22 protein-coding genes and 1 tRNA gene are annotated in these 26,867 nt (G+C 33.2%); 19 read left to right on the plus strand and 4 right to left on the minus strand.

All coding sequences use genetic code 11. The features are described from left to right. The first annotated feature begins 59 nt into the window (after positions 1–59). The 6 genes from MPR_RS06055 to MPR_RS06080 all read left to right on the plus strand — a co-directional run bounded on the left by MPR_RS06055 (position 60) and on the right by MPR_RS06080 (position 5,034). A complete protein-coding gene (locus tag MPR_RS06055; RefSeq protein ID WP_052472646.1) occupies positions 60–590 on the plus strand; it encodes a hypothetical protein in 531 nt (176 codons plus the stop codon). 29 nt (positions 591–619) lie between these two features. Next, positions 620–1,432, plus strand: a complete 813-nt coding sequence (locus MPR_RS06060; RefSeq protein ID WP_041890276.1) for a helix-turn-helix domain-containing protein — start codon at positions 620–622, stop codon at positions 1,430–1,432. 66 nt (positions 1,433–1,498) lie between these two features. Beyond that, a complete protein-coding gene (locus tag MPR_RS06065) occupies positions 1,499–3,178 on the plus strand; it encodes an alpha/beta hydrolase-fold protein (RefSeq protein WP_041895214.1) in 1,680 nt (559 codons plus the stop codon). Between the two features lie 69 nt (positions 3,179–3,247). After that, positions 3,248–3,646, plus strand: a complete 399-nt coding sequence (locus MPR_RS06070) for a hypothetical protein (protein WP_041890277.1) — start codon at positions 3,248–3,250, stop codon at positions 3,644–3,646. A 153-nt stretch (positions 3,647–3,799) separates the two neighbouring features. Beyond that, entirely contained in the window at positions 3,800–4,366 is a 567-nt protein-coding gene (locus MPR_RS06075; RefSeq protein WP_041890281.1) for a DUF6090 family protein, read from the plus strand. Positions 4,367–4,728: 362 nt separating this feature from the next. Next, complete coding sequence (locus MPR_RS06080; protein WP_074761259.1) at positions 4,729–5,034, plus strand: hypothetical protein; 306 nt, start codon at positions 4,729–4,731, stop codon at positions 5,032–5,034. On the opposite strand, the gene MPR_RS06085 is transcribed toward MPR_RS06080, so the two are convergent. Together MPR_RS06085 and MPR_RS06090 are read right to left on the minus strand one after the other, a co-directional pair. Then, positions 5,008–5,412, minus strand: coding sequence for a glycosyl-4,4'-diaponeurosporenoate acyltransferase CrtO family protein (locus MPR_RS06085; protein WP_235280597.1), 405 nt, complete (start codon positions 5,410–5,412; stop codon positions 5,008–5,010). The genes MPR_RS06080 and MPR_RS06085 overlap by 27 nt on opposite strands. 370 nt (positions 5,413–5,782) lie before the next feature. Further along, positions 5,783–5,867: transfer RNA gene (locus MPR_RS06090), tRNA-Ser, on the minus strand. 498 nt (positions 5,868–6,365) lie between these two features. On the opposite strand from MPR_RS06090, the gene thrS reads away from it, so the two are divergent. From thrS to MPR_RS06115, 5 genes are all read left to right on the plus strand, one after another. Continuing rightward, entirely contained in the window at positions 6,366–8,318 is a 1,953-nt protein-coding gene (gene thrS / locus MPR_RS06095) for a threonine--tRNA ligase (RefSeq protein WP_041890289.1), read from the plus strand. 45 nt (positions 8,319–8,363) lie between these two features. Beyond that, positions 8,364–8,918: a translation initiation factor IF-3 gene (gene infC / locus MPR_RS06100; RefSeq protein WP_198032310.1), complete on the plus strand. Its 555-nt coding sequence runs from the start codon at positions 8,364–8,366 to the stop codon at positions 8,916–8,918. 54 nt (positions 8,919–8,972) lie between these two features. Beyond that, positions 8,973–9,170 carry a 50S ribosomal protein L35 gene (gene rpmI / locus MPR_RS06105; protein WP_016361612.1) on the plus strand — a complete coding sequence of 66 codons (198 nt, stop codon included), beginning with the start codon at positions 8,973–8,975 and terminating at the stop codon, positions 9,168–9,170. Positions 9,171–9,275: 105 nt separating this feature from the next. Continuing rightward, on the plus strand, positions 9,276–9,620 hold the full coding sequence (rplT, locus tag MPR_RS06110; RefSeq protein ID WP_006259287.1) for a 50S ribosomal protein L20: 345 nt from the start codon (positions 9,276–9,278) through the stop codon (positions 9,618–9,620). Between the two features lie 114 nt (positions 9,621–9,734). Next, positions 9,735–10,256, plus strand: coding sequence for a class IV adenylate cyclase (locus MPR_RS06115; protein ID WP_041890305.1), 522 nt, complete (start codon positions 9,735–9,737; stop codon positions 10,254–10,256). Positions 10,257–10,348: 92 nt separating this feature from the next. Here the strand turns inward: MPR_RS06115 and MPR_RS06120 are convergent, their stop codons facing one another. Further along, the gene (locus MPR_RS06120; protein ID WP_006263274.1) at positions 10,349–11,038 is read right to left on the minus strand and encodes a cell division ATP-binding protein FtsE; all 690 of its coding nucleotides are present in this window, start codon (positions 11,036–11,038) and stop codon (positions 10,349–10,351) included. A gap of 448 nt (positions 11,039–11,486) precedes the next feature. On the opposite strand from MPR_RS06120, the gene MPR_RS06125 reads away from it, so the two are divergent. From MPR_RS06125 to secDF, 8 genes are all read left to right on the plus strand, one after another. Then, positions 11,487–11,831, plus strand: coding sequence for a CidA/LrgA family protein (locus tag MPR_RS06125; protein WP_041890309.1), 345 nt, complete (start codon positions 11,487–11,489; stop codon positions 11,829–11,831). Continuing rightward, on the plus strand, positions 11,828–12,526 hold the full coding sequence (locus tag MPR_RS06130) for an LrgB family protein (protein ID WP_041890312.1): 699 nt from the start codon (positions 11,828–11,830) through the stop codon (positions 12,524–12,526). Before MPR_RS06125 ends, MPR_RS06130 begins: the two co-directional genes overlap by 4 nt. 271 nt (positions 12,527–12,797) lie before the next feature. Next, positions 12,798–15,821 (plus strand): tetratricopeptide repeat protein, encoded by a 3,024-nt coding sequence (locus MPR_RS06135; RefSeq protein ID WP_041895217.1) that lies wholly within the window; start codon positions 12,798–12,800, stop codon positions 15,819–15,821. A 24-nt stretch (positions 15,822–15,845) separates the two neighbouring features. Then, complete coding sequence (locus MPR_RS06140; RefSeq protein ID WP_041890315.1) at positions 15,846–17,609, plus strand: TonB-dependent receptor; 1,764 nt, start codon at positions 15,846–15,848, stop codon at positions 17,607–17,609. A gap of 169 nt (positions 17,610–17,778) precedes the next feature. Beyond that, on the plus strand, positions 17,779–18,231 hold the full coding sequence (locus MPR_RS06145) for a hypothetical protein (RefSeq protein ID WP_041890318.1): 453 nt from the start codon (positions 17,779–17,781) through the stop codon (positions 18,229–18,231). A gap of 153 nt (positions 18,232–18,384) precedes the next feature. After that, positions 18,385–20,325: a DNA topoisomerase (ATP-hydrolyzing) subunit B gene (gene gyrB / locus MPR_RS06150; RefSeq protein WP_041890321.1), complete on the plus strand. Its 1,941-nt coding sequence runs from the start codon at positions 18,385–18,387 to the stop codon at positions 20,323–20,325. A gap of 76 nt (positions 20,326–20,401) precedes the next feature. Next, a complete protein-coding gene (locus MPR_RS06155; protein WP_041890324.1) occupies positions 20,402–21,331 on the plus strand; it encodes a malate dehydrogenase in 930 nt (309 codons plus the stop codon). 143 nt (positions 21,332–21,474) lie between these two features. Further along, entirely contained in the window at positions 21,475–24,465 is a 2,991-nt protein-coding gene (secDF, locus tag MPR_RS06160) for a protein translocase subunit SecDF (RefSeq protein WP_041890327.1), read from the plus strand. 111 nt (positions 24,466–24,576) lie between these two features. On the opposite strand, the gene MPR_RS06165 is transcribed toward secDF, so the two are convergent. Continuing rightward, positions 24,577–26,709 carry a class I SAM-dependent methyltransferase gene (locus MPR_RS06165; RefSeq protein WP_041890330.1) on the minus strand — a complete coding sequence of 711 codons (2,133 nt, stop codon included), beginning with the start codon at positions 26,707–26,709 and terminating at the stop codon, positions 24,577–24,579. Positions 26,710–26,867: the final 158 nt, after the last annotated feature.

The raw sequence follows: 26,867 nt of genomic DNA on the forward strand, positions 1-26,867 counted from the left end.
GTCCTATAGGGAGTACTGCAGAGTGCCCAAAAGAATGGAATGCTTTCTGAAATAGAAGTTTGTCAGATAGTAGTCTAGGGCATTTAGTAGCAGTAAAAGAAGGTTCTTTTTTAGTGGATATACACTCTATGGATGAAGATGCTCTATCTGTAGTTATAGAGAAGGAATTAGAGGAGATAGAGCTAGAAGAATATGAGAATCAAATCGCTAAATTAGCAGGTGGTATCATTGTTATAGAGGGAGAGGTAATTCTTCAAGAACCAATGTGCTGTTCTGATATGGATAGTTGTAGAGATTGGTTAGCAATAGTTGACAGTGAAGAAGATACTTGGATACAGTTATGGATAGGGCATCCGTGGGTGTTTTATAGGAGAAGAGAAGGAAAGGTAGAGTTCTCAGACTATACAAACGATATGCTTGAAGACGATGAGATAAGAGTAAAATGGAGCATTATAGAAGAGGACTTAGTAAAAGAGTTAGAACAATTAGATCGAGAATTAGCTATCTTTAAACAGAAGATCAGTAATGCCTTAATCAAAAAGGGATTTGCAGAGGCAGACAATATGGCTACCCTAATGGTAGGAGTATAATAAAGATAAAAATACATGATACAGAAGAGATGAAAGAGATTTTTGAAACCTTTAGTCCTAAGAATGCTTTAGTAAAGAAGTATGTGGACTATTACTACTTAGATATAAAGCCGAATAATGAGGTGAGAGAGTACCAGTGCTTTCCTCATTATAATAATACGATTTCTATCTATGCCTCTCATCAACTAGCTAGTGATGGTTCGATGGCGTTTAATGAAGGAGCAGATGATTATCAGATATTCACTCCTATTAGAGAAGATATACTTCATGTGAGGCAGGTGGGGAGAGTACACAGAGTCGTTATTGTCTTTCATCCATTGGGGATACAGCAGTTTTATCGCCATTTAAGTTTTGTCAATCTGATTACTGATTATAAGTTTATGGAAGTAGGTGAATTAGCAGAAGTTTTTGCTACTACTGATGTAGATATTATTACTACATTATTAGATACAGCGCTAGAGAAGAGATATAAGCCATTCTCAAATAGCCTTCTAGAACAAACAATAGATTATATCTTCAGTGAAGAGAATAACTTCTCTGTACAAGAGTTAGCAGATAGACTAGGAGTGAGCAGACAACATCTAAATAGAGTTTTTAAGGCCAATATGGGAGTATCTTTAAAGAGGTTTTATGATATCTATTTGTTTAGAAGAACGGTGAACCAGAAACTCTATACCTCTCCTGAAGAGAAATTGACTGATATTGCTTATCGCTTTAATTTTAATGATCAGTCACATCTAATAAAGACTTATAAGGCAATGACTAATAATTCTCCTAAAAACTTCTTTGAGAAAGGAACTAAACTAGGAAGTAAAGATACTTTTTGGCATCTAGAGAAATAGATGTTCCATTTGTACAATTTTAGTATTGTAGTGTTGTTTACTTTCGCTTTATTAATAATTAGAATTATGAAGGGATATCATGTACTACTAGCATTTATGTTTAGTATCGTTAGTTTCGGACAGAATACATACTCTAAGTTGATCAATCAAGCAGATGATTTGTTAGAAGAGCATCAGGATGAACAAAGTAAAAGACAAGCTTTTTCTCTTTATGAAAAGGCGTTTAAGTCATTTCCAGATAGTATAACAGCAGCTGATTTATCAGAAATATCAATCATTGCCTCGGAGTTGAAAGAAGCAGATAAAGCCTTTGCTTATCTATATCGGTTGATAAAGATAGAACGTGCACAATACGGCTTCCCAGGTTGGCAAAATGTAACAAACAAAAGTGCTTTAGAGGAATACAAGAACTTATTAGATGATCCTAGATGGGTTTCTATGATGCGTGAAGCACATGCGTTAAAAGCTAAGTTTGATGTAAATCTAAAAAAGGAAGAGGAAGAATTCTATAAGGTGAAATCTACTAAAGAGTTAACCTCTACTAATGGAAAGAAATTATATGAAGAAATCAAAGTGTACAATCCTTATCTACCTAAAGCAAAACAAGATTATTCTATCAGCTTTGCTATAAATGATACGGTGAAGACTTCTTTCTTTATTCATTTGCCTAAGAACTATTCTCCAGAGAAGGAATACCCTGTATTATTCTTTTTGCATGGAGCAGTTAGATATAATAATCTTCAAGAGTTTCAGACCAAAGAACTTAGTTTAGGAGGATGGAATAGATACTATACGAAATATGGAGATCTAAATGAGGTGATATTAATATTCCCAAGTGGAGGTAAGAAGTATAATTGGATGACATCTAATGATGGCTTCTTTATGATACCTGCTATGCTGAGAGAAGTTAAGAAGGCTATTAATGTAGATGATAATAAGGTATTTATCGCAGGGCATTCTAATGGAGCGACGGGTTCATTCTCTTATCTGATGAAAGACTCTTCTCCATTTGCAGGGTTCTATGGGTTTAATACTCAACCTAAGGTATTCACAGGAGGAACTTTTATAGAGAATATAAAGAATCGTTCTTTTATCAACTTCTCTACAGATGAGGACTATTATTATCCACCTAATGCAAATGATTCTTTTACAGCCATGATGAATGAGTTAAAGGCTGACTATAAAGAGTATCGTTATAGCGGTTTTCCACATTGGTTCCCAGAGTTCGATGAGTCAGAACCAGCTTATGAGATATTGTTCAAAGATCTTAAGGAGAGACAACGCAAGAGCTTTAATAAAGAGTTGACATGGGAGTTTGATGACAATGTTTATGGAGGTGTGGATTGGTTGACTAATATCAAATTAGATACGCTTGGCCAGAAAGCAGATTGGCATAAAGAACGAAACTTTAAAATTACCAAATGGCTAGAGTATGATAAAGTTGAAAAGTTACAAACGGTAGAGGTAGACAAGAATGCTTTCGATATGCCACGCTTATCAGCTAAGGCTGTAGCCCGTTATAAAGACAATGAATTTAGAATAGAAACATCACGTGTTAAATCCTTATCTATTGCTATTTCTCCTGAAATGGTAAACCTGAAGAACAAGGTTAAAGTATATGTCAATGGAAAATTGTACTATGATGAGAAAGTAGATTACGATACTGCATTCATGCTAGATAATTTTGATAAGACTAGAGAGAGAAAGACGATTTGGATTAATAAGATTGATATTACAGTAGAATAAGACAATAGAGCTAGTAGAAATACTAGCTTTTTTGGGTTTAATGTACTTTTAATAAAATAGGTAGAAACGATGGAGAGAATGTATCAGAATGATGAATTCGTTTGTGTAGAGTTAAATGGCTTGAGGATAGAGCGCGTAATAACGTGTATGAGTGATGAATGTGATAATGTAATTGTACTTTATTTAAAAGTAGAAGCTTTAGGTTGGTTTGACTTTTTTATTGACGCAGGTATTGCAGTGATGGAAAAGATAAAAGAAATAGAAGAGGACGATAGTTATATATACCTAGATAAATCCCAAGAATTAGAGGTCATCGGAGTGAGAATAAAAGGTATCTATTGCCAGTCTGTCGAAAGTAGTTGTCGCTTGACTATAGTATTAGATAATAGTGTAAATCTAATATTACAATCAATTGATATGAAGGATTATGAAAGTGATGTAGAGCTGTTGCTTTTAGATCTTGGATAAAAGAGGGGCGGCTATCTCATCAGTGGATTAAGATATATTATCATTTATACAATACATTTTTTGTAGTACTATTCCCATCTTTCAATTATTTATTTAAATTAGCTTTGAGTTTTTAGGAATAAATCATCTCTAACTTTAACAAATAATCATTAGATGAAACAAAAGATTAAAAATTATAGTATTCACTTTATCAAAGAGATTATTCCTGTCGTGGTAGGTATTCTTATTGCTCTTTTTATTGATAATTGGAACGCTCATAGAAAAGACCAAGCCTATATCAATCAAGTGTTTTCGACTGTTCATAGTGAGCTAAAAGAATCTAGAGAAGAAATAGAGTTTATTCTCCCTATACAGAAAGATTTGGTCAAAGCCTTAGAAAAACACGCTGATAACGAAGAGAAAAGTCTACAACAGATAGTCATGGAATCTAAGGGAATCTTCATTCCTCAGATTAAAACAACTGCGTGGCGCTCTATTGCAGCGACTAAGATTGATCTAATCGATTATGATAAGGTAGCTGCTATGACTAATATCGAAGACTTAAAGCAAATGTTAAGCAATAAAAGTGCTTTTCTAATGAATCTTTTGTATTCTAATATGGATAAGACGGATAAGAGCATCAAACAGACTTTTAAGATGGTCGTATTAGATATTATTCAGACGGAAAATACGCTAGAACAGCGTATAGAGCTGATGGAGAAAGAAGGAGATAAGAAGTGATAACTGTGGTGTTTCTTTTTAATGTATAACCTAGTGAATTAACTGTTTATGAAGTATGTTTTTTCTTTTTATAACTCCATTAAAGATAGCGTTCTAAGCAAATACCTTATTCTCGATTTAAGAAATAAGTCTATTTTGTGTAAACCTATTTTAGGACGAGACAGTTTGATTTTGATGAAAATGAGAGGAAGGTGTTCTTAAATCTAGTATATTACCAATGCTTTGATAATAATAGTTTAACAACTTTTAAAGCTATGAAAACAAACAATGTAATGGATTATGCAAGTATAGGTCTGAGGAATATATTTCTAATTTAATCGTTTTTATGGAAATGGGATATTTAAGAAAAAATATTAAATGATATGATGAAGATAATATTGAAGTTGTTTGTTATATCTCTAATTTTTAGCGGATGTACTAAAGAGCAAAAAAAACTGATTAATAAAGAGCAGAAAAGTATAATTATGTATTGTGCTATAGAAGATTTTGACTTTTTAGTATTAAATGGAGAATCGTATAGTTCAAGTAATCTAGAATATAGAGGTATTTATAAGTTAAAGAACGTTTTTATGAGTTCAAATAGTCAAGGATATGCGTTGAGTGTTTATACTGATACTACTATTTCTTTTAATAGATATGATTTAGTTAGTTTCAAACTTCAAGATTAATTTGTCAATTCTTCTTTTGTTTTGTTGTTGTAGTAATGAAGGAAGTAAATTCATTACTATGTTTATAAGGAAAATTATAAAAGCCAAAAGATATTCTTGATTGTATATTTTCCAAATAATTATAACTGAAACAAAAATGAGTGCAAATAAGTGATCTATTTCAGCTTTAGTCATTTCTTTTCGAATAGTTTTTACATCAGAAATATTCATTTTTTTATCAAATTTTAGTTTAGGGTTTAAAAATTTGAAAAATGTATTTTTTATCATCCATTTAATTACTTCAACTCCAAGAATTTTATTTGTCATTTCGTTTTTTACAAAATTTAGATTCGATAATTTTTTGCTGTAAAATTCCGTTTTTCTTATTAATGTAGTCATAATCATACCCACAATGAAAGAGATGAATATAATTGAAATGCTGAAACTTAAATATGTAAATAACATTGTAATATAATTTATGATTATTTTTTATTAATTATTTGCTAAAATATTAAAAAAAGTAATGTAAAAGTTTGTTTATTTTGAAATATATGGTTTAAAATGTTTTCTGTTAGGTCGTTTCATTACTATGATGTCAGTTTGGAGTAGTTTGCTTGTCCCGTTTAAGAGTAAATCATTTTGTAAGTTTTATTTGAGCACCTCAAAGCATAACTAGTTGTTATTTTTAAAGTAAACCTTATGATAGGTGCAAAAAAGGTGCACAAGGGTATAAAAAAAGCCCGATAACGAGTGTTATCGGGCTTTTCAGCGGAGAAAGAGGGATTCGAACCCCCGGACCTGTTACAGTCAACGGTTTTCAAGACCGCCGCATTCGACCACTCTGCCATTTCTCCAGAGGTCTACATTACTTCCGTATTGCGAGTGCAAATATACAGCAAAGTCTGATGTTTGCAAGCGGTTTGAAGGAAAAAAACAAGTTTTTTGAAGTGTGTTTCTGTAACTAATTTATTTTGAGTTGGTAATGAATGAAAAAAAGCGTATGTTATTTGAGATGGATATAAGTCTTGATGGCCAATTTTTAAATAAGAGGATGAGGTGAGTGTCAAGATTGGTGTTAGTAGGATTGATGTCAATCTAAACAGATGTTTTTAAATAGGGGGAGGAGAGGCTTTAGTTTGTTATATAGAAAGCTAAGAAGAGGGATTGTTTTTGCTTAAAGGTATTAAGAGTAGGGTCAAAATAAAGAGATTGATAAAGTATTCTTTTTTTAGTGAGGTAAGTATTGGATGCACTTTATTATTTTACTGTTAAAAAAAATGAGTTAAGCAGTGCTAAATGTTGCGATTCTATGGTAAAACCTGTATATTTGCATTTTATTTTTTAAAATTATTATGATAAAAATTACATTACCAGACGGTTCAGTGAAAGAGTTTGCTTCGGGCGTAACTCCTTTCGATGTTGCAAAAAGTATAAGCGAAGGTTTAGCTAGAAATATTATTTCTGCAAACTTCAATGGTACCACCATCGAAACCACGACACCTATGACCACGGATGGTAGTCTAGTTTTATATTCATGGAATGATGATGAAGGGAAAAAAGCTTTTTGGCATTCTACTTCACACGTAATGGCGCAAGCTTTACAAGATCTATACCCAGGAATCAAGTTAACAATAGGTCCAGCTATCGCTAATGGATTCTATTATGATGTGGATTTCATGGATTATAAAGTAACAGATGCTGACTTTAAGAAAATTGAAGATAAGGTTTTAGAGATAGCACGTGGGAAGCATGATTTTACAATGCGTTCTGCTACTAAGGCTGAAGCTTTAGAGTTTTATAAAAAAGAAGAAAACCCTTATAAAGTTGAGTTAATAGAGAACCTAGCTGATGGTACGATTACTTTCTGTGATCATGACACTTTCACAGACTTATGTCGTGGAGGTCATATTCCTAATACAGGAATTATTAAGGCATTTAAGGTATTATCTATTGCTGGTGCATACTGGAGAGGAGATGAGAAAAATAAACAGTTAACTCGTGTTTATGGTATTTCATTCCCTAAACAAAAGGATTTAACTGAGTATTTAGCTTTATTAGAAGAAGCTAAAAAACGTGATCACCGTAAATTAGGTAAAGAATTAGAATTGTTTACATTCTCTCAAAAAGTAGGACAAGGGTTACCATTATGGTTGCCAAAAGGTGCTGCGTTAAGAGATAGATTAGAGCAGTTCTTGCGTAAAGCACAGAAGAAAGCTGGATATGAGCAAGTAGTTACTCCTCATATTGGACAAAAAGAATTATATGTTACTTCTGGGCACTATGCAAAATATGGAGCAGATAGTTTCCAACCGATTCATACTCCAGTAGAGGGAGAAGAGTTCTTATTAAAACCAATGAACTGTCCTCATCACTGTGAGATTTATAATGCAAAACCATGGTCTTATAAAGATTTACCTAAGCGTTTTGCTGAGTTTGGAACAGTGTATCGTTATGAGCAATCAGGAGAATTACATGGATTAACTCGTGTAAGAGGGTTTACTCAAGATGATGCACATATTTTCTGTACACCAGAACAATTAGATGAAGAGTTTAAAAAAGTAATTGATTTAGTGTTATATGTATTCGGGTCGTTAGGATTTGAGAACTTTACAGCACAAGTATCAGTACGTGATTTAAGTAACCCTGATAAGTATATCGGTAGTGTAGAGAATTGGGAAAAAGCTGAGAATGCTATTATCAATGCAGCTAGAGATAAAGGACTTAATTATGTGATCGAGAGTGGAGAAGCTGCTTTCTATGGTCCTAAATTAGACTTTATGGTAAAAGATGCATTAGGTAGAAGCTGGCAGTTAGGTACCATTCAGGTAGACTATAACTTACCAGAGCGATTTGAGTTAAGTTATAAAGGATCAGATAATGAGTTGCATCGTCCAGTGATGATCCACAGAGCACCATTTGGTTCTATGGAGCGTTTTATAGCGATACTTTTAGAGCATACAGGAGGTAATTTCCCACTATGGTTAATGCCAGAGCAGGCTATAATCCTGTCTTTGAGTGAGAAATATGAAAAATATGCCGAAAAAGTTTTAAATTTGCTAGAAAATAGCGAAATTCGCGCGCTGGTAGATAACCGTAATGAGACTATCGGTAAAAAGATTAGAGAAGCTGAAGTACAAAAATTTCCTTACATGTTAATTGTAGGAGAAGATGAAGAGAAAAACGGTACGATTTCTGTAAGAAGACACGGTGATTCTGGTAAATCTAATCAGACAATGAAGATAGAAGATTTTATCGCTCAAGTACAAGAAGAGGTAAATAGTTCTATTAAACAATTTGGAGAGTAAAAATAGTATAACGCTTGGTGAACAAGCACATAAAATTTTATAGCCATAGCAATAAGACAAAACAGAGGAAGAAATCCTCGCGAAGAAAAGAAAGATGCGCATAGAATTAATAATGCCATCCGCGTTCCTGAAGTTCGTCTTGTAGGAGACAACGTCGAAACAGGTGTATATAAACTTGCTGACGCAATGCGTTTAGCAGAGGAGTTAGAATTGGATTTAGTTGAGATTTCACCAAATGCTGAACCTCCTGTTTGTAAAATTACTGATTACAACAAATTCCTTTACGAACAGAAGAAGCGTGAAAAAATGCTAAAGGCTAAATCGACTCAAATCACTGTAAAAGAGATTCGTTTCGGTCCTCAAACAGATGAGCACGATTATGAGTTCAAAAAGAAGAATGCAATGAAATTCTTGAAAGAGGGTTCTAAGTTAAAAGCATTCGTATTCTTTAAAGGACGTTCGATTATTTATAAAGATCAAGGACAAATCTTATTATTAAGATTAGCTCAAGATCTTGAGGAATTCGGGAAAGTGGAAACTATGCCAGTTTTAGAGGGTAAACGTATGACTATGTTTATCGCACCTAAAAAGAAAAAATAGTATTTAAGTATATTAAGATAGTTAAGTAAGATAATCATTAATACCTAGGAAATAATGCCTAAAATGAAAACTAAATCTAGTGCTAAGAAACGTTTCAAGTTGACTGGTTCTGGAAAAATCAAAAGAAAACACGCTTTCAAAAGTCACATTTTGACTAAAAAATCTAAAAAGCGTAAATTAGCTTTAACACACTCTGGATTAGTGTCTAAAGCAGATACAAACAGTATCAAAGATCAATTAAGATTAATCTAATCTTAATTCCGGTTAAAATAATTTAATAACCCTGGAGTGGAGCAAATGAAAGTTTAGAAGTGTTTGAAACATAACCGCCCACTACAAAAAACACATTTTTAAGAAATGGCAAGATCAGTAAACTCAGTAGCTTCAAGAGCAAGAAGAAAAAGAATTTTGAAGCAAGCCAAAGGATTCTTTGGAAGACGTAAAAACGTTTGGACAGTAGCTAAAAACGCGGTAGAAAAAGCAATGGTATATGCTTACCGTGATAGAAAACAAAAGAAAAGAAACTTCCGTTCATTATGGATCATGCGTATCAACGCTGGTGCTAGATTACACGGAATGAGCTATTCTCAATTCATGGGTAAATTAAAAGCTAACAATATCGAATTGAACCGTAAAGTTCTTGCAGATTTAGCTATGAATCACCCAGAAGCTTTCGCAGCTATCGTTAATAAAGTAAAATAATAAACGTTTGTCAAATCTGATTTATCTTACTTAATATATTTAAAAGCCTTACTGTATGTAGTGAGGCTTTTTTATTTTAATCGGTTATATTTGCTAGAACCTAAAAAGAGATAAATGGAATTACAGAATGTAGAATTTAAAGCACGTGTAGCTGATTTAGATAGCATAGAAGATAAATTAAAAGGAATAGAGCTCATTCTCGATGGGGTGTATAAGCAAGTGGATACTTATTATAATGTCCCTATTGGAAGAGTGAAGCTTCGTGAATATGAAGAGTATAGTTCTTTGATTTATTATAATCGTGTAAATGGGGAAGAAGCGAAGAGTTCTGATGTAATTTATTATAAACATGAGAAAGATGCTGCGTTAGGTGCAATATTAGAATTGCAGTTTGGTATAAAAGTAAAGGTATCTAAAGTACGTAAGGTCTTAAAGTTTAAGAATGTTAGTGTTCACTTAGATCAGGTAGACGGATTGGGGTGTTTTGTGGAAGTAGAAGCTTGTAATATAGGAGTAGAAGAGGGTGTTGATTTAAAACAACAATGTGATTATTTTTTCAATCTAATGGAGTTGACTAAAGAGGATTTAGTCGCGGTATCATATAGTGATCTTATTCTTCGGTTGAATAAAAAATAGTAGTGACTTGTCTTTTATTCTTGATTTAAAAGAAGTAGATTGAGTTAGGATAAAACAAAAAGACTATCACTGCTGATAGTCTTTTTTGTTTATTAATTTTGAGATGTTCTGTGTACTACTTCGAATAGGGTACCATCATCACATTTTAATGTTTTAGCAGGGAATTTTAATAACAATGCATAATCATGTGTTACCATGATAATGGTTCTACCATTCTTATTAATTTTAAGTAGAAGTTCCATTACTTCAGCACTAGTCTGAGGGTCTAAGTTACCCGTTGGTTCATCAGCTAGGATTAGATCAGGATCATTTAGCAATGCTCTAGCTATAGCGATACGTTGTTGTTCCCCTCCTGATAGTTGGTGAGGCATTTTTTCGATATGGGCTAGCATATTTACATTGTCTAATACTTCGTGTATCTTTCTATCCATCGCTTCTTTTTCTGACCAACCAGTTGCTTTTAAAGCAAAGTATAAGTTTCCATAGACTGTTCTGTCAGGAAGTAGTTTAAAGTCTTGGAATACGATACCTAATGATCTTCTCAGGTATGGAATATCTTTTTCTTTTAAGGTCTTCAAGTCGTAGTCTACGATAGAGCCTTCGCCTACTTCTAAAGGAAGGTCTGCGTACAGCGTTTTCATAAAACTACTTTTACCTGCACCTGTCTTTCCGATTATATATAAAAATTCTCCCTTATTTACTTCTAAGTTAACATTAGAAAGTACTTTATGTTTGTTCTGGTAGATATCAACTCCTTGTAGGGATAAAACTGTTTTAGACATAATAATCGTGTATTTTGTGGTAAAAATACTAAGATAAACAATAATAAAGTATAGTTGAGCTGAAAATATCTATATCGAATGTCGTTTTTAAGAAAAAAATAGATTGAGGTCTTATCGTGGAGTGTAAATGATATAAAATTAGCCAGTGTAGTAAGTGGTTAAATCAAAAGGAGAGATCTGTTGTAGACCTCTCCTTTTGTTCTAACTAACCAATTTAATCTATATTTTATTTACATATTTTTCTTTTTGTTTACATGACAAAGTTGCTCTAATTTTTTGAATATAAGATTAAGTAAAAGTTACCAAAAAGCTAAGTGATTGATTCTTTTTTATTGTTGAAGTGATATCTTTTGACGAGGTGTATAGTTGTTAAATAATTTATTTTTATCTGTTTTGTTTCTTTCATAGAGATTGGATTTAGTAATTTTGTGATAAATATTTAAACAAAATGAATTTAATTAAGCAGGTGGCAATCGTGATAGGTTGTCTAGCCTTTGGAGAGTTAGTGGTGTATCTCACAGGATTAAAATTACCATCAAGTATCATCGGTTTAATCACATTATGGACAATGTTAAAACTGAGGTGGGTAAAAGTAGAATCAATAGGTGGTATTACTAACTTCTTAATTAAAAACATGGGAATATTCTTTGTTCCGCCTTGTGTGGCTATGTTGAATTATTTCGGAATTCTTAGTCAGTCGATTGTACCTATTGTTGTGGCTACACTGGTAAGTACAGTGATAGTGATTTTTGTAACTGGATTTACTCATCAATTATTAAGAAAAAAGAAATGAATTTTTTAGCCAATCCAACATTCTTATTATTCCTAACTTTAGCTTTATATGCTTTAGGAATAGCTTTAAGTGAAAAGAAAAAATGGATTATATTTAATCCAATTATCTTGTCTATGGTTGTCTTGATGGGGTATTTATATCTTTTAAAAATACCATATCAAAATTATGAAGAGGCAGGTAAGTATATCGATTTCTTTTTAAAACCATCTATTGTAGCCTTAGCAGTTCCTTTATATGTACAGTGGGAAAAAATTAAAAAACAGTTGTTTCCTATTTTAATTAGTCAATTAATAGGATGTGTTGTAGGGGTAGTGTCAGTAGTGGTACTAGCTAAAATGACAGGCGCAGAGCAAGAGATAATTTTATCACTAGCTCCTAAGTCAGTTAGTACACCTATAGCCTTAGAGATATCTAAATCTGTTAATGGTATTCCGTCTGTAACTGCCGCTGCTGTTATGATAGCAGGTATATTTGGAAGTATGGTGGGGTTCAAGGTTCTTAACCTTACTCGAATAAGTAATCCTATGTCACAAGGTATTGCTATGGGGACTTCTTCTCATGCGATGGGTACGATGAAGGCAATGGAGGTGAGTAATAAGTATGGAGCCTTCGCTAGTGTAGGGATGATTTTTAATGGGATTTTTACGGCTGTATTAGCTCCTATTATCTTAGGATTGTTATCCTCTTATTTGTAATAAAGACTTTTTTATATAATCCCAATTCTTCTGAATTGGGATTTTTTGTTTTAAAGAGCTTTGCTCTAATATGTTTTTTACTGTTTTCTTGTGAAATGCGATTTATTAGATTTCAAAAAGATATAATTTATCATGTTTTTTTATTGCTGTGGAAGAGGTGTAATTTCAATTTAAATATATTTTTGATAACAATTAGGGCAATATATTGCTGAAAAATAAGTTTAAAAGAGTATAAAATGATATATTTGACGTTATATAAATCTGAATGGAAATGCACAAAAATAATAGGTTAACTTTATTAACTCTTGCACTGGGGAGTATAACTGCAAGTGCTCAACAATCAGCTGCTTATGTAGAGAGATTGGCTGATTATAATCATGCTGTAGCATTGTATAATGAAGAGCAATATTTAGCAGCGCAATTATTATTCACAAAAGTAAAACAGGCTCATGTAGGTGAGAATACTGAGGTGGAGGCTGATTGTGCTTATTATATCGCGTATTGCGCCATTAAGTTGAATCAAGAAGGAGCTGAAGATAAGATAGATGAGTTTGTGAAGAAATATCCTACTAGTTCTAAACAAAATCAGGCTTATGTAGAGGTTACAGATTATTATTTCAGCAAGGGAGATTTCCCTAAAGCACTGCAATACGCTGTAAAAGTGAAAGAAAACGCAATTACTAATGATAAGAAGTTAGATCGTTTTAATTTTCAGAAAGGATATAGCTACTTCTATACAAAAAATAAAAAAGAAGCAGAACGTTATTTAAAGAAAGTAAATAGTCGTGGTGAGTGGGGAGAGCAAGCAACATATTATTTAGGTTATATTGCTTATGACTCAGATAATTTTGACGATGCAAAAAAATTGTTTGATAAGGTAGAAACTAAGTCTTCTTATCAAGAGAAGATGGGGTACTATCAAGCAGACATGAGCTTTAAGACAGGAAACTTCCAAACGGCTATAGAGCAAGGAACTTCTCAAATGACAAAAGCGACTCCTCAAGAGAAATCAGAGTTGTCAAAAATAGTTGGAGAGAGTTATTTTAACTTAAAGCAATATGATAAAGCGCTACCTCATTTATTAGCTTATCAAGGTAAAGGTGGGAAGTGGAGTAATACTGACTTCTATCAATTAGGGTACACTTATTATAAATCAAAAGATTATCCTAAGGCTATTGAGCAGTTTAATAAAATTATCAGTGGAGATAATGGTATTGCACAGAATGCGTATTACCATTTAGGGGAAAGCTACCTTCAAACACATAAAAAGACGCAGGCACTAAATGCTTTTAAGAATGCTTCTGAAATGCGTTTTGATGCAGGTATTCAAGAGGATGCTTTCTTAAACTATGCGAAACTTAGTTATGATATTGGGAATGCTTATGAGAGTACACCTGCAGTATTAAATGCTTATATTAGTAAATATCCTAATTCGTCTTATCGTGGAGAGATAGAAGGCCTTTTAATCGACTCATATGTTTCTTCTAAAAACTATAAAGAGGCTTTAGTTCTATTAGAAAAGAATCGTTCTGTAGGAAATAAAGAGGTGTATCAACAAGTGACATTCTTGCGTGGTCAAGAATTGTTCAATGAAGGGAATTATAAGGAAGCATTAAGTCTTTTTGATAAATCTCTAGCAGAGAAGCAAAATTTAAAATATACTGCAAAGGCTCAATATTGGAAGGGTGAGACATTGTTTTATTTAAATGACTTTAACGAGTCTATCGCTCAGTTCAAAGCATTTGATCAAAATACAGCGTCTAAGGGATTGTCTGAACGTAACAATTTGTATTATAATTTAGCGTATTCATATTTTAAATTGAAAGAATATAGTACAGCGGCGGATTATTTTAAAAGATATACTGATGAAACTCCTAAAGATGAGGCACGTCGATTAGATGCTTATTTAAGACAAGGGGATTGTAATTTTGTAACAGGTAAGTATTGGCCTGCGATGGAGGCTTATAATAAAGTTATTGATGCAAATAAAGCTGATGTAGAATATGCACGTTTCCAAAAGGCAATTAGCTATGGATTCGTAGATCGTAATCCTCGTAAAATAGAAGACTTAACGAAGTTTGTAAAAGATTATCCAACTTCTAACTTAGCTGATGATGCTCAATATGAGATAGGGGTGACTTACGACGTTATGAATCAAAGTCAAAAAGCATTAAGTGCTTTTGATAAGATGTTGAAAGATTATCCTACTTCAAGTTATAAGGCTAGAGCTATTTTGAGACAAGGTTTGATTAACTATAATGATAATAAACCAGATCAGGCGTTAGCTAAATTTAAACAAGTGGTAAAAGAATCTCCTGAGTCTTCTGAGGCTATCGAAGCGGTTCAAAATGCACGACTAATCTATGTGGATAATGGCAAGGTAGATGAATATGCTGCATGGGTTAAAGGGCTTTCTTTTATCCAAGTAACCGATGCTGAGCTAGATAAAGATACTTATGAGTCGGCTGAGAAACAGTACATCCAAAATAATACACAATCGGCTATAGACGGATATGAGAAATACCTAAAAAGTTTCCCAACAGGACAGAAGGCGTTACAAGCTCATTTCTATTTAGGACAAATGTATTTTGCGGAGAATAATCTAGATAAGGCTACTGCTCATTATGAAGTAGTGATTTCTAAGGATAAGAATGAGTTCTCAGAGATTTCTCTTGCTCGTTTGGCTGAGATTTATTTGAAAAATAAAAATACTGCTAAGGCTATAGCTACTTTAAAACGTTTAGATGCAGAGGCTGCACAAGAACAGAATGTTGTGTTCGCTAAGTCTAATTTAATGAAGTTGTTCTATGAGCAAAATAACTATAGTGAAGCCCTTCAATATGCTGAAGCTGTATTAAAAATGGCTAAAACAGACAATAAAGTAAAAGGTGATGCACAAATAGTTATTGCTAGAACGGCTATGGCTACTAATGATGAAGCTAAAGCTAAGAAAGGATATCAAGAGGTATTGAAGATAGCAAAAGGAGAATTAGCTGCAGAGGCGATGTATTATGATGCTTACTTTAAGAATAAAGAGGCTAAGTATGAAGCATCTAATGAGAGTGTACAGAAATTAGCGAAAGACTATTCAGGTTATAAGTATTATGGTGCTAAAGGATTAGTATTAATGGCAAAGAACTTCTATCAATTAAAAGATAGTTATCAGGCTACTTATATCTTAGAAAGTGTTACTAAGAACTTTACTGACTACCCAGATGTAGTAAAAGAAGCTAAAGAGGAACTTCAAAAAATAACAGCGCAAGAGGCTAAACGAAACTCTTCGATTGCTCAATAATTTTTTAATATAGAAGATATTATAATGAACAATAAGAATATATATACGATATTATCTGTTTTAACTCTAGGGGGAATAGCAGGTTATGCTCAAGATAAAAATACAGAAACTAATAAATTAGGGACTGAAGTGGTGAATGTAGTAAGAGCTTATGATGCGACAATTTCAGATGCTTTTAAGGTTCGTACTACAGCTAATAATGACGATGAAACTACAGGTAATAAGAAGGATGTAATTTATACGATTAGTTCTTTTCCTGTAGCATCTACTTTTGTACCTGAGAAAGGAAAAGCAGCAGAGGTAGAAAGAACAAGTAGGTTGAAAAGTTTTAATAATTACGCTCTTTTTTCTGCAGGTAATTATACTAATCTGAATGGAGAGGTGTTCTTAAGTCAACACTTAAATAAGAATAGTTTTTTAGCAGGATATGCTAGTCACTTTTCTTCTCAAGGAGGGATTAAGAATTTACTTCTAGACGATAGCTTCTCTAATACAAAAGGAGGTTTAGTTTATGGTGGACAATTAAAGAATTTTGGTTGGACAGTAGAAGCAGGTGCTAGATATCAATTGAGTAATTATTATGGATTACCAACGAAACAAATCGACTTTAATCAAGGTGATATTTCTGGAATAGATGAATCTCAACACTATAAAAATGTTTTTGTAAATGGAGCATTGGAGTTTAGAAATAGCCCTTTTACAGGATTGGATTTTAGATATGATTATTTTTGGGATGATTTTGGAACAGTAGAGAATCGTTTTAAGATTAGGCCAAATGTAAAAACAGCTTTGGACTTTGGAGAATTGAATGTTGGAGTTGTTGTTGATTATGTAGGAACCTCATATAAAAACTCGTTTATAGGGGAAACAACGAAGTATAATCATTTAAATCTTGGTGCTCAACCTAGTCTTACATTTAGAGATGATAACTATTCTGTACAAGTAGGAGTAGGTGTTTTCTTTAACAATGGAGAATTAGCTGGTAAATCAGAGAATAATTTTTATATCTATCCACAAGTTAAAGCTTCTTATGATTTAGTTCCTGGATTATTAGTTACTTATGCTGGGATAGAAGGAGGGTTGCAACAGAACTCTTTTCAACAGTTTTCAGAAGAGAATCCTTTCATTTCTCCAGATATTCTGATTACTCCTACTGATAAGAAGTATGATATTTATCTTGGATTAAAAGGGAAATTAGATAATAATATTTCTTATAACATTAAGGGATCTTACAAAAGGGAGAAAGATAAAGCTATGTTTTTGCACAATGAATATACTTTGAATAGAAGTAGAATACCATATATGTTTGGAAACTCATTTGGAGTGCAATATGGAGATGTGAAGACATTGAATCTGTTTGGGGAATTGCGTTTTGACTTCGAAGAGAATGTTTCTATAGGAGTTCATGGAGAATATAATAACTATAATACAAATTCTTTAGAAGCTTGGAATTTACCAAAAGTAAAAGCAGGGGCTGATTTTAAATTTGACTTTACAGAACAATGGTTTGCAGGTGTAGATGTGTTTTATGTAGGAAAACGCAAAGATGTTTTTGTAATTGATTCTACTGGCCTTATAGGGGATTATAATACATGGGAAGATCCATCAGTTGTAGAATTGAAAGATTATGTAGATTTAAATATGAAAGTTGGGTATAGACCAACTAAAAATTGGACTCTGTTCTTAAAAGCCAATAACTTATTTAATCAGAAATATAATCAATGGGATAATTTTAAGGTGCAAGGTGTACAGATTATGGGAGGAGCAATGTATAAATTCGATTTTTGAGATTTTGTAATCAGAAAAAAAGCTAAAAACTGATAATTTATGACTAAAATTCGCTAAAAGGTGCACAATACTGTTTTTTTTCATTGATTAATAACTTACTTTTGTCGTTACAAACAACAAAACATGTATTTTCTTTCGATTTCGCAAAGAAAGAAATTTTAAAGACGTAATGATGACATTAAAAAAGAAGTTAAAAACAATTTGTTTAGAACGGTTAAATGACAAGGTGGAAGCGTTGCAAGGAATTGTAGAAGATTTGACAATCGACGCGCAGAACGACGCCAAAAGTTCTGCTGGAGACAAACACGAGACAGGCTTGTCAATGATGTATTTAGAACAAGAAAACTTGAGTAAGAAGATTTTAGAAAACATAGCTATGCGAGATATAGTTGCTAAAATAGATGATGAAAAAGTGAGTTCTGTAGTAGAATTTGGAAGTTTAGTACAAGTAAATACAGTGTATTTATTTTTCTCAGCAGCTTTGCCAAAAATTGTTTTAGACGACCGTTCTGTATTAGCCGTTTCTATGGATGCTCCAATCGCCAAGGAGTTATTAGGAAGAAAAGTACATGAGAGATTTACGTTTAACAATTGTGAATTTACAATTCACGAATTAATGTAAAAGTCCTTTATAAAAAAGTATGAAACGCAGGTGTGAAAACATCTGCGTTTTTTTGTTTTTATTTGTGATAGATATGCATTTTAGACTTGTTTAGAGTTGATAAAGTCTTTGATAATTGTTATATTTGTACGTTAGATATTTTAGATTATTATTATGAGCCAAGAAACAAATAAGAATAATTATTCGGCGGATAGCATTCAAGCTCTTGAGGGAATGGAACACGTAAGGATGCGTCCTTCGATGTATATTGGTGATGTAGGAGTAAGAGGATTACACCATTTAGTATATGAAGTGGTTGATAACTCAATTGATGAGGCTTTAGCTGGTTATTGTGATACAATAAGCGTTACTATAAACGAGGATAACTCTATTACTGTAGAAGATAATGGACGTGGTATCCCAGTAGACATCCACAAAAAAGAAGGAGTGTCTGCTTTAGAAGTAGTAATGACAAAGATTGGTGCTGGAGGGAAGTTTGACAAGGATTCTTATAAAGTATCTGGAGGTCTTCACGGAGTAGGGGTATCGTGTGTGAACGCATTATCTGATTTGTTAAGAGCAACTGTTTATCGTGAAGGTAAGATTTACGAACAAGAATATTCGCGTGGTAAAGCTTTATTTCCAGTAAAAGTTATTGGTGAAACAGATAAACGAGGAACATCGGTTACATTTAAACCAGACCATACTATTTTCACGCAAACTCTTGAGTATTCGTATGACACTTTAGCTGGACGTTTAAGAGAATTATCTTTCTTAAATAAAGGATTAAAGATAACGCTTACAGATAAACGAGTTATTGAAGACAACGGTGAAGTTAAGCATGAAGTATTCTTCTCAAAAGAAGGATTAAAAGAGTTTATTAAATTCTTAGATGGTAGCCGTGTGCCAATTATTGAAGATGTAATCTCTATGGAACTTGATAAAGGAGAAATCCCTGTTGAAGTTGCATTAGTTTATAATGATACTTATGCAGAGAATATTTATTCTTACGTGAATAATATTAATACGCATGAGGGAGGAACGCACCTACAAGGATTCCGTATGGGGCTTACTAGAACATTGAAGAAATATGCAGATGCTTCAGGAATGTTAGAGAAGCTTAAGTTCGAAATTACAGGTGATGACTTTAGAGAAGGATTGACTGCAATTGTCTCTGTGAAGGTAATGGAGCCTCAATTCGAAGGACAAACAAAGACAAAACTTGGTAATAGAGAAGTTGTATCTCCTGTGAGTCAGGCTGTAGCAGAAATGCTAGAGAACTACTTAGAAGAACATCCAAATGATGCTAAGATTATTGTTCAAAAGGTTATTTTAGCTGCTCAAGCTAGACACGCTGCTAAGAAAGCACGTGAGATGGTTCAACGTAAGACTGTTATGGTCGGTGGTGGATTACCAGGAAAGTTATCTGATTGTTCTGAACAAGATGCTTCTAAATGTGAAGTATTCCTAGTGGAGGGAGACTCTGCGGGAGGTACTGCAAAACAAGGACGTGATCGTAACTTCCAAGCAATTCTACCATTAAGAGGTAAGATTCTTAACGTAGAAAAAGCAATGGGACACAAAGTATTCGAAAACGAAGAGATTAAGAATATCTTTACTGCTTTAGGTGTTACAATGGGAACAGAAGAGGATAGTAAAGCATTAAACCTTGAGAAATTACGTTATCATAAAGTAGTAATCATGTGTGATGCCGATGTGGACGGTAGCCACATCGCAACGTTGATTTTAACTTTCTTCTTCCGTTATATGAGAGGGTTAATAGAAAATGGATATGTTTATATTGCTACACCTCCATTATATATGGTTAAAAAGGGGCAACGTAAAGAATATGCATGGACAGATGAAGAACGTCTTGAGTTAATGGAGAAAATGGGAAGTGGATCAAGTGTTCAGCGTTATAAAGGTCTTGGAGAGATGAATGCTGAGCAATTATGGGATACTACAATGAATCCAGAACATAGAATTCTTAGACAAGTAACAATAGATAGTTTACAAGAGGCAGATAGAGTATTCTCTATGTTAATGGGAGACGAAGTTCCACCACGTAGAGATTTTATTGAGAAAAATGCTACTTATGCTAAAATTGATGCTTAGTATTTAAATATGTAAAATTATAAAGGTCAAGCATATTATATGCCTTGACCTTTTTTTAATAAAAAGATATAAAGTTATGAAAGTTACAATTATTGGAGCAGGAAATGTTGGAGCTACATGTGCTGACGTTATTGCTAATAGAAGAATCGCTAGTGAAGTAGTTTTAGTTGATATTGCAGAAGGATATGCAGAAGGTAAAGCAATGGATATCATGCAATGTGCATCTAACTCTAAATTTGATACTATTGTTAAGGGAAGTACTAATGACTATAGTTTAACAGCTAATAGTGAGGTAGTAGTAGTTACTTCAGGAATTCCAAGAAAACCAGGAATGACTCGTGAGGAATTAATAGGTACTAATGCATCAGTAGTAAAGTCAGTTATGGAAAGTGCTTTAAAATACTCTCCTAATGCTATTTTTGTGATAGTGACTAACCCTCTTGATACAATGACTCTAGCAGCTTTAAAAATATCAGGATTAGATCGTAAGAAAGTAATAGGTATGGGAGGAGCTTTAGACTCTTCACGTTTTAAATATTTCTTATCTCAAAAACTAAATAAACCTGTTGGAGATATTGAAGGAATGGTTATTGGAGGACATGGAGATACTACAATGATTCCATTAATCAGATTGGCTACTTATAAAGGTATTCCAGTAAGTGAGTTGTTGACAGAAGCAGAACAAGAAGAAGTATGTAAATCAACAATGGTGGGTGGAGCTACTTTAACAAAGTTATTAGGAACATCTGCATGGTATGCACCCGGAGCAGCTGTAGCTAATGTTGTGGATAGTATCTTAAATGACTTTAAAAAGTTAATCCCATGCTCTGTATACTTACAAGGTGAGTACGGGCAAGAAGGATTGTGTATAGGAGTTCCTTGTGTTATTGGAAAAGAAGGAATAGAAGAGATTGTAGAATTAAAATTAAATGAGGAGGAATCTCAGAAATTTGCTGATAGTGTAAATGCTGTTAGGGATACAAATAAGGAATTAACAATTGAATAGTAAAAGATTGTTTAATTGTTAAAATATATGTAATAGAAAAAAGCTCTTTTTACTGATATTCTTAGTCAAAGAATTGCTTAATCATTGTCTATATCATATATTTGCTCGTTTTAAAAAAAGTAAATAATTAATTTTTAGTAATAATGCAAAACAAAGGACTCGTTAAATTTTTTGCAATTATCTTTGCATTGGTAAGTATTTACCAACTGTCATTTACCTTTGTTACCAACCATTATGAGGATAAAGCGAAAGCTTTTGCTGGTGGAGATTCAACAAAAGAATTACAATACCTTGATTCAATTGGTAACCAAACGGTATTTTTAGGACAAACATTCAATGAAGTGAGAGCTAAGCAAATCAATAAAGGATTAGACTTAGAAGGAGGTATTAATGTTACGTTGCAAATATCAATCAAAGACATTTTAAAAGGTTTAGCTAATAATTCAAAGAACGCTACGTTCAATAAAGCGTTAGCAGAAGCTGAATCACAAAGACAAGGTAATCAAAGTTACTTAGATGCTTTTTACACTGCTTTTGATAAAGAATCAAAAGGAAATGTAAAATTAGCATCTGCAGATATTTTTGCAAACAGAAACTTAAGTGAGATTACTGTTGGAATGTCTGATAGCCAAGTAAAGTCTATCTTAGATAAAAAAGTAAAAGAATCTATAGAGAGTGCTTACCGTGTATTCAGAGAGCGTATCGACAAGTTCGGTGTTTCTCAGCCAAATATTCAAATGTTAGGGGATACAGGGCGTATCTTAGTTGAGCTTCCAGGAGCAAAAGACGTAGATCGTATTAAAAATTTATTACAAAGTACTGCTCAGTTAGAGTTTTGGGAAACTTATAAAGTAGATGAAATAGGAAACTATATCATGGCTGCTAATGAGTACTTAAAAACAACTGAAAAGCAAGCTAATCAAAAAGAGATTGCTACTGATAATACAACAACTAACTCAGATGTTGAAGCATTATTAGGTACTGTAGCAAAAGACTCTATGGGGAATGCAGCTAATAAAGAATTCAACCCTTTATTAGACTTATTCGCAATGGGTGGACAACAAGGAAGCCCAATCTTAGGATATTTCCAAACGAAAGATACAGTTAAAGTAAATGCTTATTTAAACAGAGCTGATGTACGTAACTTATTACCAGCAGATCAAAAATATGCTCGTTTTGCATGGGGTAAACCAAGTAAAAAAGCTCCTGATTTAGTTGAGTTATATGCTTTAAAAACAAATAGAGAAGGTATTCCTCCTTTAAGTGGAAGCGTTATTACTGGTGCTCAAGATGAGTATGATCAATTTAGCCGTCCTGTAGTAGGGATGACAATGAGTCCTAAAGGAGCTAAAGTATGGGAAGAGTTAACAGGAAAAGCTTATACAGAGCACTCTAATATTGCTATTGTATTAGATAATATCGTTTATTCAGCTCCAGGTGTTACTAGTGGACCTATCTCTGGTGGTAGATCATCTATCTCAGGTGACTTTACTGTTGCTGATGCGAAAGACTTAGCGAATATCTTACGTGCTGGTAAATTACCTGCAGGTGCAGATATCGTTCAATCTGAAATCGTAGGACCATCTTTAGGACAACAAGCTATCGATGCTGGTATGTTATCTGCTGTGGCTGGTTTAATTATTGTTGCTGCTTGGATGGCATTCTACTACGGTAGAGCTGGATGGTATGCAAATATTGCTTTATTAGCGAACTTATTATTCTTATTTGGTATCCTTGCTAGTTTAGGTGCTGTATTGACATTACCAGGTATTGCAGGTATCGTATTAACGATGGGTACTGCGGTGGATGCGAATATTATTATTTCTGAACGTGCAAAAGAATGTTTGCGTAAGGGAATGAGTCTTGCAGATACGATTAAAGAATCTTATAGCTGGCATGGTGCTATGCGTCCAATTGTTGATGCTAACGTTACACATATCTTAACAGGGGTTATCTTATTCGCTTTTGGATCAGGACCTATTAAAGGATTTGCTACGACATTGTTAATCGGTATTGCTACTTCATTATTTACTTCAATCTTTATCGCTCGTATCTTTATGGATAGAGACGTTAAAGCTGGTAGAACTTTAGCATTCAGTACAAATATTACTAAAAACTGGTTTACAAACTTCAACTTTGATTTCTTAAAAATGAAGAAAGCTACTTATGGTTTATCATTAATCATTGTAGTGGTTTCTTTTGCTTCATTTGCAATCAACGGATTTGATCAAGGAACTGACTTTGTTGGAGGTAGAACATTCCAAGTTAAGTTTGATAAAGAAGTTACAGCTAACGAAGTAAGTGATAAATTAGGAGAAGTATTTGGTGTAAATGTTGAAGCGAAAGTATTCGGAAATAAACAACAGTTAAAACTTACTACTAAATATAAAGTTGAAGAAGAAGGTGCTGCAGTAGACCAAGAAGTAAACGAGAAGTTATACGAAGGGTTAAAAGGGTACTATTCATCTCCTATGACTTATGAAGAGTTCGTTAATGCTACAGAAGGAAAAACATTAGGAGTTATCCAAGCTTCTAAAGTTGGACCAAGTATGGCAAAAGACGTTAAACAGAATGCATATTGGGCTGTATTAGGGTCTATGGCTGCTATCTTTATTTACTTAGTTATTTCTTTTAGAAAATGGCAGTATTCATTAGGAGCTATTGTTTCTGTTGCGCACGACGTTATCTTTGTATTAGGTATCTACTCATTAACATATAAGTTTATGCCTTGGCATATGGAGATTGACCAGCACTTCATCGCTGCGATCTTAACTGTTATTGGTTATTCTATGAATGATACCGTAATTGTATTTGACCGTGTACGTGAGTACATCGCAGGTAAAACAAAAGGAGATTTCAATAAGATCGTTAATGATTCAGTAAATACTACATTATCGAGAACTATTAATACTTCGCTTACTTTAATCCTAGTATTATTAATCATGTTCGTATTCGGAGGTGATTCAATCAGAGGATTTATCTTTGCGATGTTAATCGGTATTATTGTAGGTACTTATTCTTCATTATTCTTAGCTACTCCAGTATTAGTGGATACTATGCCAAGAAAAGATAAAGAAGAAATCGAAAGAAGACATAAAGAAGCTCAAGAGGAAATGTTAGTTGAGAAAAACTAATTCTATCTTAGAACTTGTATTTATAAAAAAAAGCCACTCCGCAAGGAGTGGCTTTTTTATTTTAGGACTAGTCAAAGACTAGTGTTACTTAGGCTAGTAATCTAATCGTTATTATTGTTGACTATGATATAATCGACATAATGCTATTAAGAGATGAGCATCAACTATTTTGTCTAGATTATTCATTAGGTCATTTATTTTTATCCAATGTAGTGTATCAGTAGGCTGATCTAGATGGATAATATACGGATATACTTGTTCGGGCGTAATTCCTATACTAGGAAAGTACTTTTCTCCTAATTTAGAGTATCCAATTACATTGCTATTGCCAAACTTCAGGGTATTCAGATATTGTTCTAAGTCATAGTAGTTTCTTACCTCTTTAGATAGTCGAAATGCTGGTACCGTTATAATCGTACTATTGTTAGTGAATATTTGGGGTACAGGAAGACTTCTAGTTTCTAGACCTACATAGAGGGTACCATTGTTTTTAAATACAGGAAGAGTTACTACCGTATTAGTACTATATTGAGTAGGGGATACATATTCTAGTATCGCAGAGTCTTTATCAATACCTGTTGCTTCAAAAGAAGCTCTGTGTGTCTTTAAGAAACCAGCTTGACTATCATTATGGATGTATTCTTTTGTATTTAACTGTAATAGTTTTTCTAAATCAGTTGCCTGAATCTTCTCTACATTTTGTATAGTTGTTTTTTGTCCTAACCATTTAGGTAATGGTATGTTTAACTTTAAAAATAGATTATAGATATTCACTTCTAATCTAGCTTCTACTAATGCACCTGTCTGAGCAGTGTTAAGGAGTTGTACAGCATCGTATTCATGTAAATAACCTGAATCTTTAAAACCTGAATACCCTTCATTTAATGGAGTATTTAATGAAACAGGTGAGTGTAGCTCTATGAGTATAGAAGTTACCTTTTCATTGATACCACCTGGGGATGTATAGTAATTTAGGGAAGTATAAGTAGTTTCATATTCCTCAGGTTTAATATTAAATCTGTTCTCTATTTCTGTTTTTATATTGTCTGTTTCAGCTATTGCAAGCCCTTCAGGTATATAGCCGCTATATTGTTTATTATCTAAGATAGAACTATCTGTTTTGACATTAGCTAATGGACGAGGATATCCATGTTTAGCGATTACCTTTAAGCCACTATCACTATTTCTATAAGGGATAATATCTATTACTTTATTTGGTCGTTTTACAATATCATATAACCTATTTGTGTTTATATTTTTAAAGGTAGATAAGGTTAAGAATGGTGTATTGTTTTTTGGTAAATGTCTAGTTAGTTGCAATTGTTTTCCACCAGATACTTTTTCTCCTGCAATCAAATAGTTCGTAGGAGGAAAGCCTATTTCTTCTCCTGCTAAGTTATAGATTGTAAATTGGTCTTTATAGCGATTATTAATGATCCATTGATTGTAGATAGGAGTAGATATAATGATTCGCAATCCTAGTTTCTTAAAGATTGTTTCAAATTCTTGTTGTGTATAATATCCATACTCTTCTTGTAATTCAATGTCCCAATTCGCATAATAATCTTTGCGACGAATAAACTCTACTACATCAGTATAAAATGCATGAAATCGCCTTGTATTAGGTTTTAGTGGTTCTATTTCTTCAATCGGAAAACCTTTTTCTTTTGCTAATGATCTAGCTGTTTGAGAAAATTGAACGAACAACTCTGCATCACTAGGGGTGGTCTCTTTAGTTAGAGTAGATAGCTCTAGTATAACCTCTTGTTGTTCTACTTTGACAAAATCACGAATAACTAGCACTCCTTTATCTTTCAACAACTCTACTTGTCTGCGAAGTGTATTATATGCTCTGTTATTGTCATAGTCGTTATATGAAGTAATATGGTGAATCGCTGAACAATTAAAGAATCCACTAATTGTATTCTTTTCAAAAGTCAATAGTTTTTCGCCATCATCTTCTTGGAATGAGAGATTTGGAAGGTTATACGCTTCTTCAGCGAATTGAACCATTTTAGGATTGATATCAATACCTATTATTTGTAGTTTAGGAAATAGTTGAGCTAATATAGCTGTACTCGTTCCTGAGGCCATTCCTACATCTACTAGTACATTTCCCTCTTTTGCCTCAAAGAACACACTTGCAGAAGCCACCTTCTCGATAGCTATCATGTCCATTGCTTCTAAATATTGCTGGTAGTCTTTTTTATTTCCTCTATCCTGAGTCGTATAGTTCTTGTCCATTGAATGCCTTGTTTACATTCAGAAAAGTAGTGATTTTATCTGTGAAATTGTTCGTTAAAAAGAAAAGAATGTCTAGTAATATTGATGTTAGTAACTAAAACATTTTTATCCTTAGTTAAAAATAGGGTACGTTAGAATCAGCCAAAACAATAGTGAAT

It is taken from the genome of Myroides profundi, from assembly GCF_000833025.1.
Taxonomy (GTDB): Bacteria; Bacteroidota; Bacteroidia; order Flavobacteriales; family Flavobacteriaceae; genus Flavobacterium; species Flavobacterium profundi_A.

Bases quoted from the DNA above. Each gene is read 5' to 3' on its own strand.
- MPR_RS06060 (WP_041890276.1), top strand. From the start codon at position 620: ATGAAAGAGATTTTTGAAACCTTTAGTCCTAAGAATGCTTTAGTAAAG.
- MPR_RS06065 (WP_041895214.1), top strand. From the start codon at position 1,499: ATGAAGGGATATCATGTACTACTAGCATTTATGTTTAGTATCGTTAGT.
- MPR_RS06070 (WP_041890277.1), top strand. From the start codon at position 3,248: ATGGAGAGAATGTATCAGAATGATGAATTCGTTTGTGTAGAGTTAAAT.
- MPR_RS06075 (WP_041890281.1), top strand. From the start codon at position 3,800: ATGAAACAAAAGATTAAAAATTATAGTATTCACTTTATCAAAGAGATT.
- MPR_RS06080 (WP_074761259.1), top strand. From the start codon at position 4,729: ATGATGAAGATAATATTGAAGTTGTTTGTTATATCTCTAATTTTTAGC.
- MPR_RS06085 (WP_235280597.1), bottom strand. From the start codon at position 5,412: ATGACTACATTAATAAGAAAAACGGAATTTTACAGCAAAAAATTATCG.
- thrS (WP_041890289.1), top strand. From the start codon at position 6,366: ATGATAAAAATTACATTACCAGACGGTTCAGTGAAAGAGTTTGCTTCG.
- rpmI (WP_016361612.1), top strand. From the start codon at position 8,973: ATGCCTAAAATGAAAACTAAATCTAGTGCTAAGAAACGTTTCAAGTTG.
- rplT (WP_006259287.1), top strand. From the start codon at position 9,276: ATGGCAAGATCAGTAAACTCAGTAGCTTCAAGAGCAAGAAGAAAAAGA.
- MPR_RS06115 (WP_041890305.1), top strand. From the start codon at position 9,735: ATGGAATTACAGAATGTAGAATTTAAAGCACGTGTAGCTGATTTAGAT.
- MPR_RS06120 (WP_006263274.1), bottom strand. From the start codon at position 11,038: ATGTCTAAAACAGTTTTATCCCTACAAGGAGTTGATATCTACCAGAAC.
- MPR_RS06125 (WP_041890309.1), top strand. From the start codon at position 11,487: ATGAATTTAATTAAGCAGGTGGCAATCGTGATAGGTTGTCTAGCCTTT.
- MPR_RS06130 (WP_041890312.1), top strand. From the start codon at position 11,828: ATGAATTTTTTAGCCAATCCAACATTCTTATTATTCCTAACTTTAGCT.
- MPR_RS06135 (WP_041895217.1), top strand. From the start codon at position 12,798: ATGCACAAAAATAATAGGTTAACTTTATTAACTCTTGCACTGGGGAGT.
- MPR_RS06140 (WP_041890315.1), top strand. From the start codon at position 15,846: ATGAACAATAAGAATATATATACGATATTATCTGTTTTAACTCTAGGG.
- MPR_RS06145 (WP_041890318.1), top strand. From the start codon at position 17,779: ATGATGACATTAAAAAAGAAGTTAAAAACAATTTGTTTAGAACGGTTA.
- gyrB (WP_041890321.1), top strand. From the start codon at position 18,385: ATGAGCCAAGAAACAAATAAGAATAATTATTCGGCGGATAGCATTCAA.
- MPR_RS06155 (WP_041890324.1), top strand. From the start codon at position 20,402: ATGAAAGTTACAATTATTGGAGCAGGAAATGTTGGAGCTACATGTGCT.
- secDF (WP_041890327.1), top strand. From the start codon at position 21,475: ATGCAAAACAAAGGACTCGTTAAATTTTTTGCAATTATCTTTGCATTG.
- MPR_RS06165 (WP_041890330.1), bottom strand. From the start codon at position 26,709: ATGGACAAGAACTATACGACTCAGGATAGAGGAAATAAAAAAGACTAC.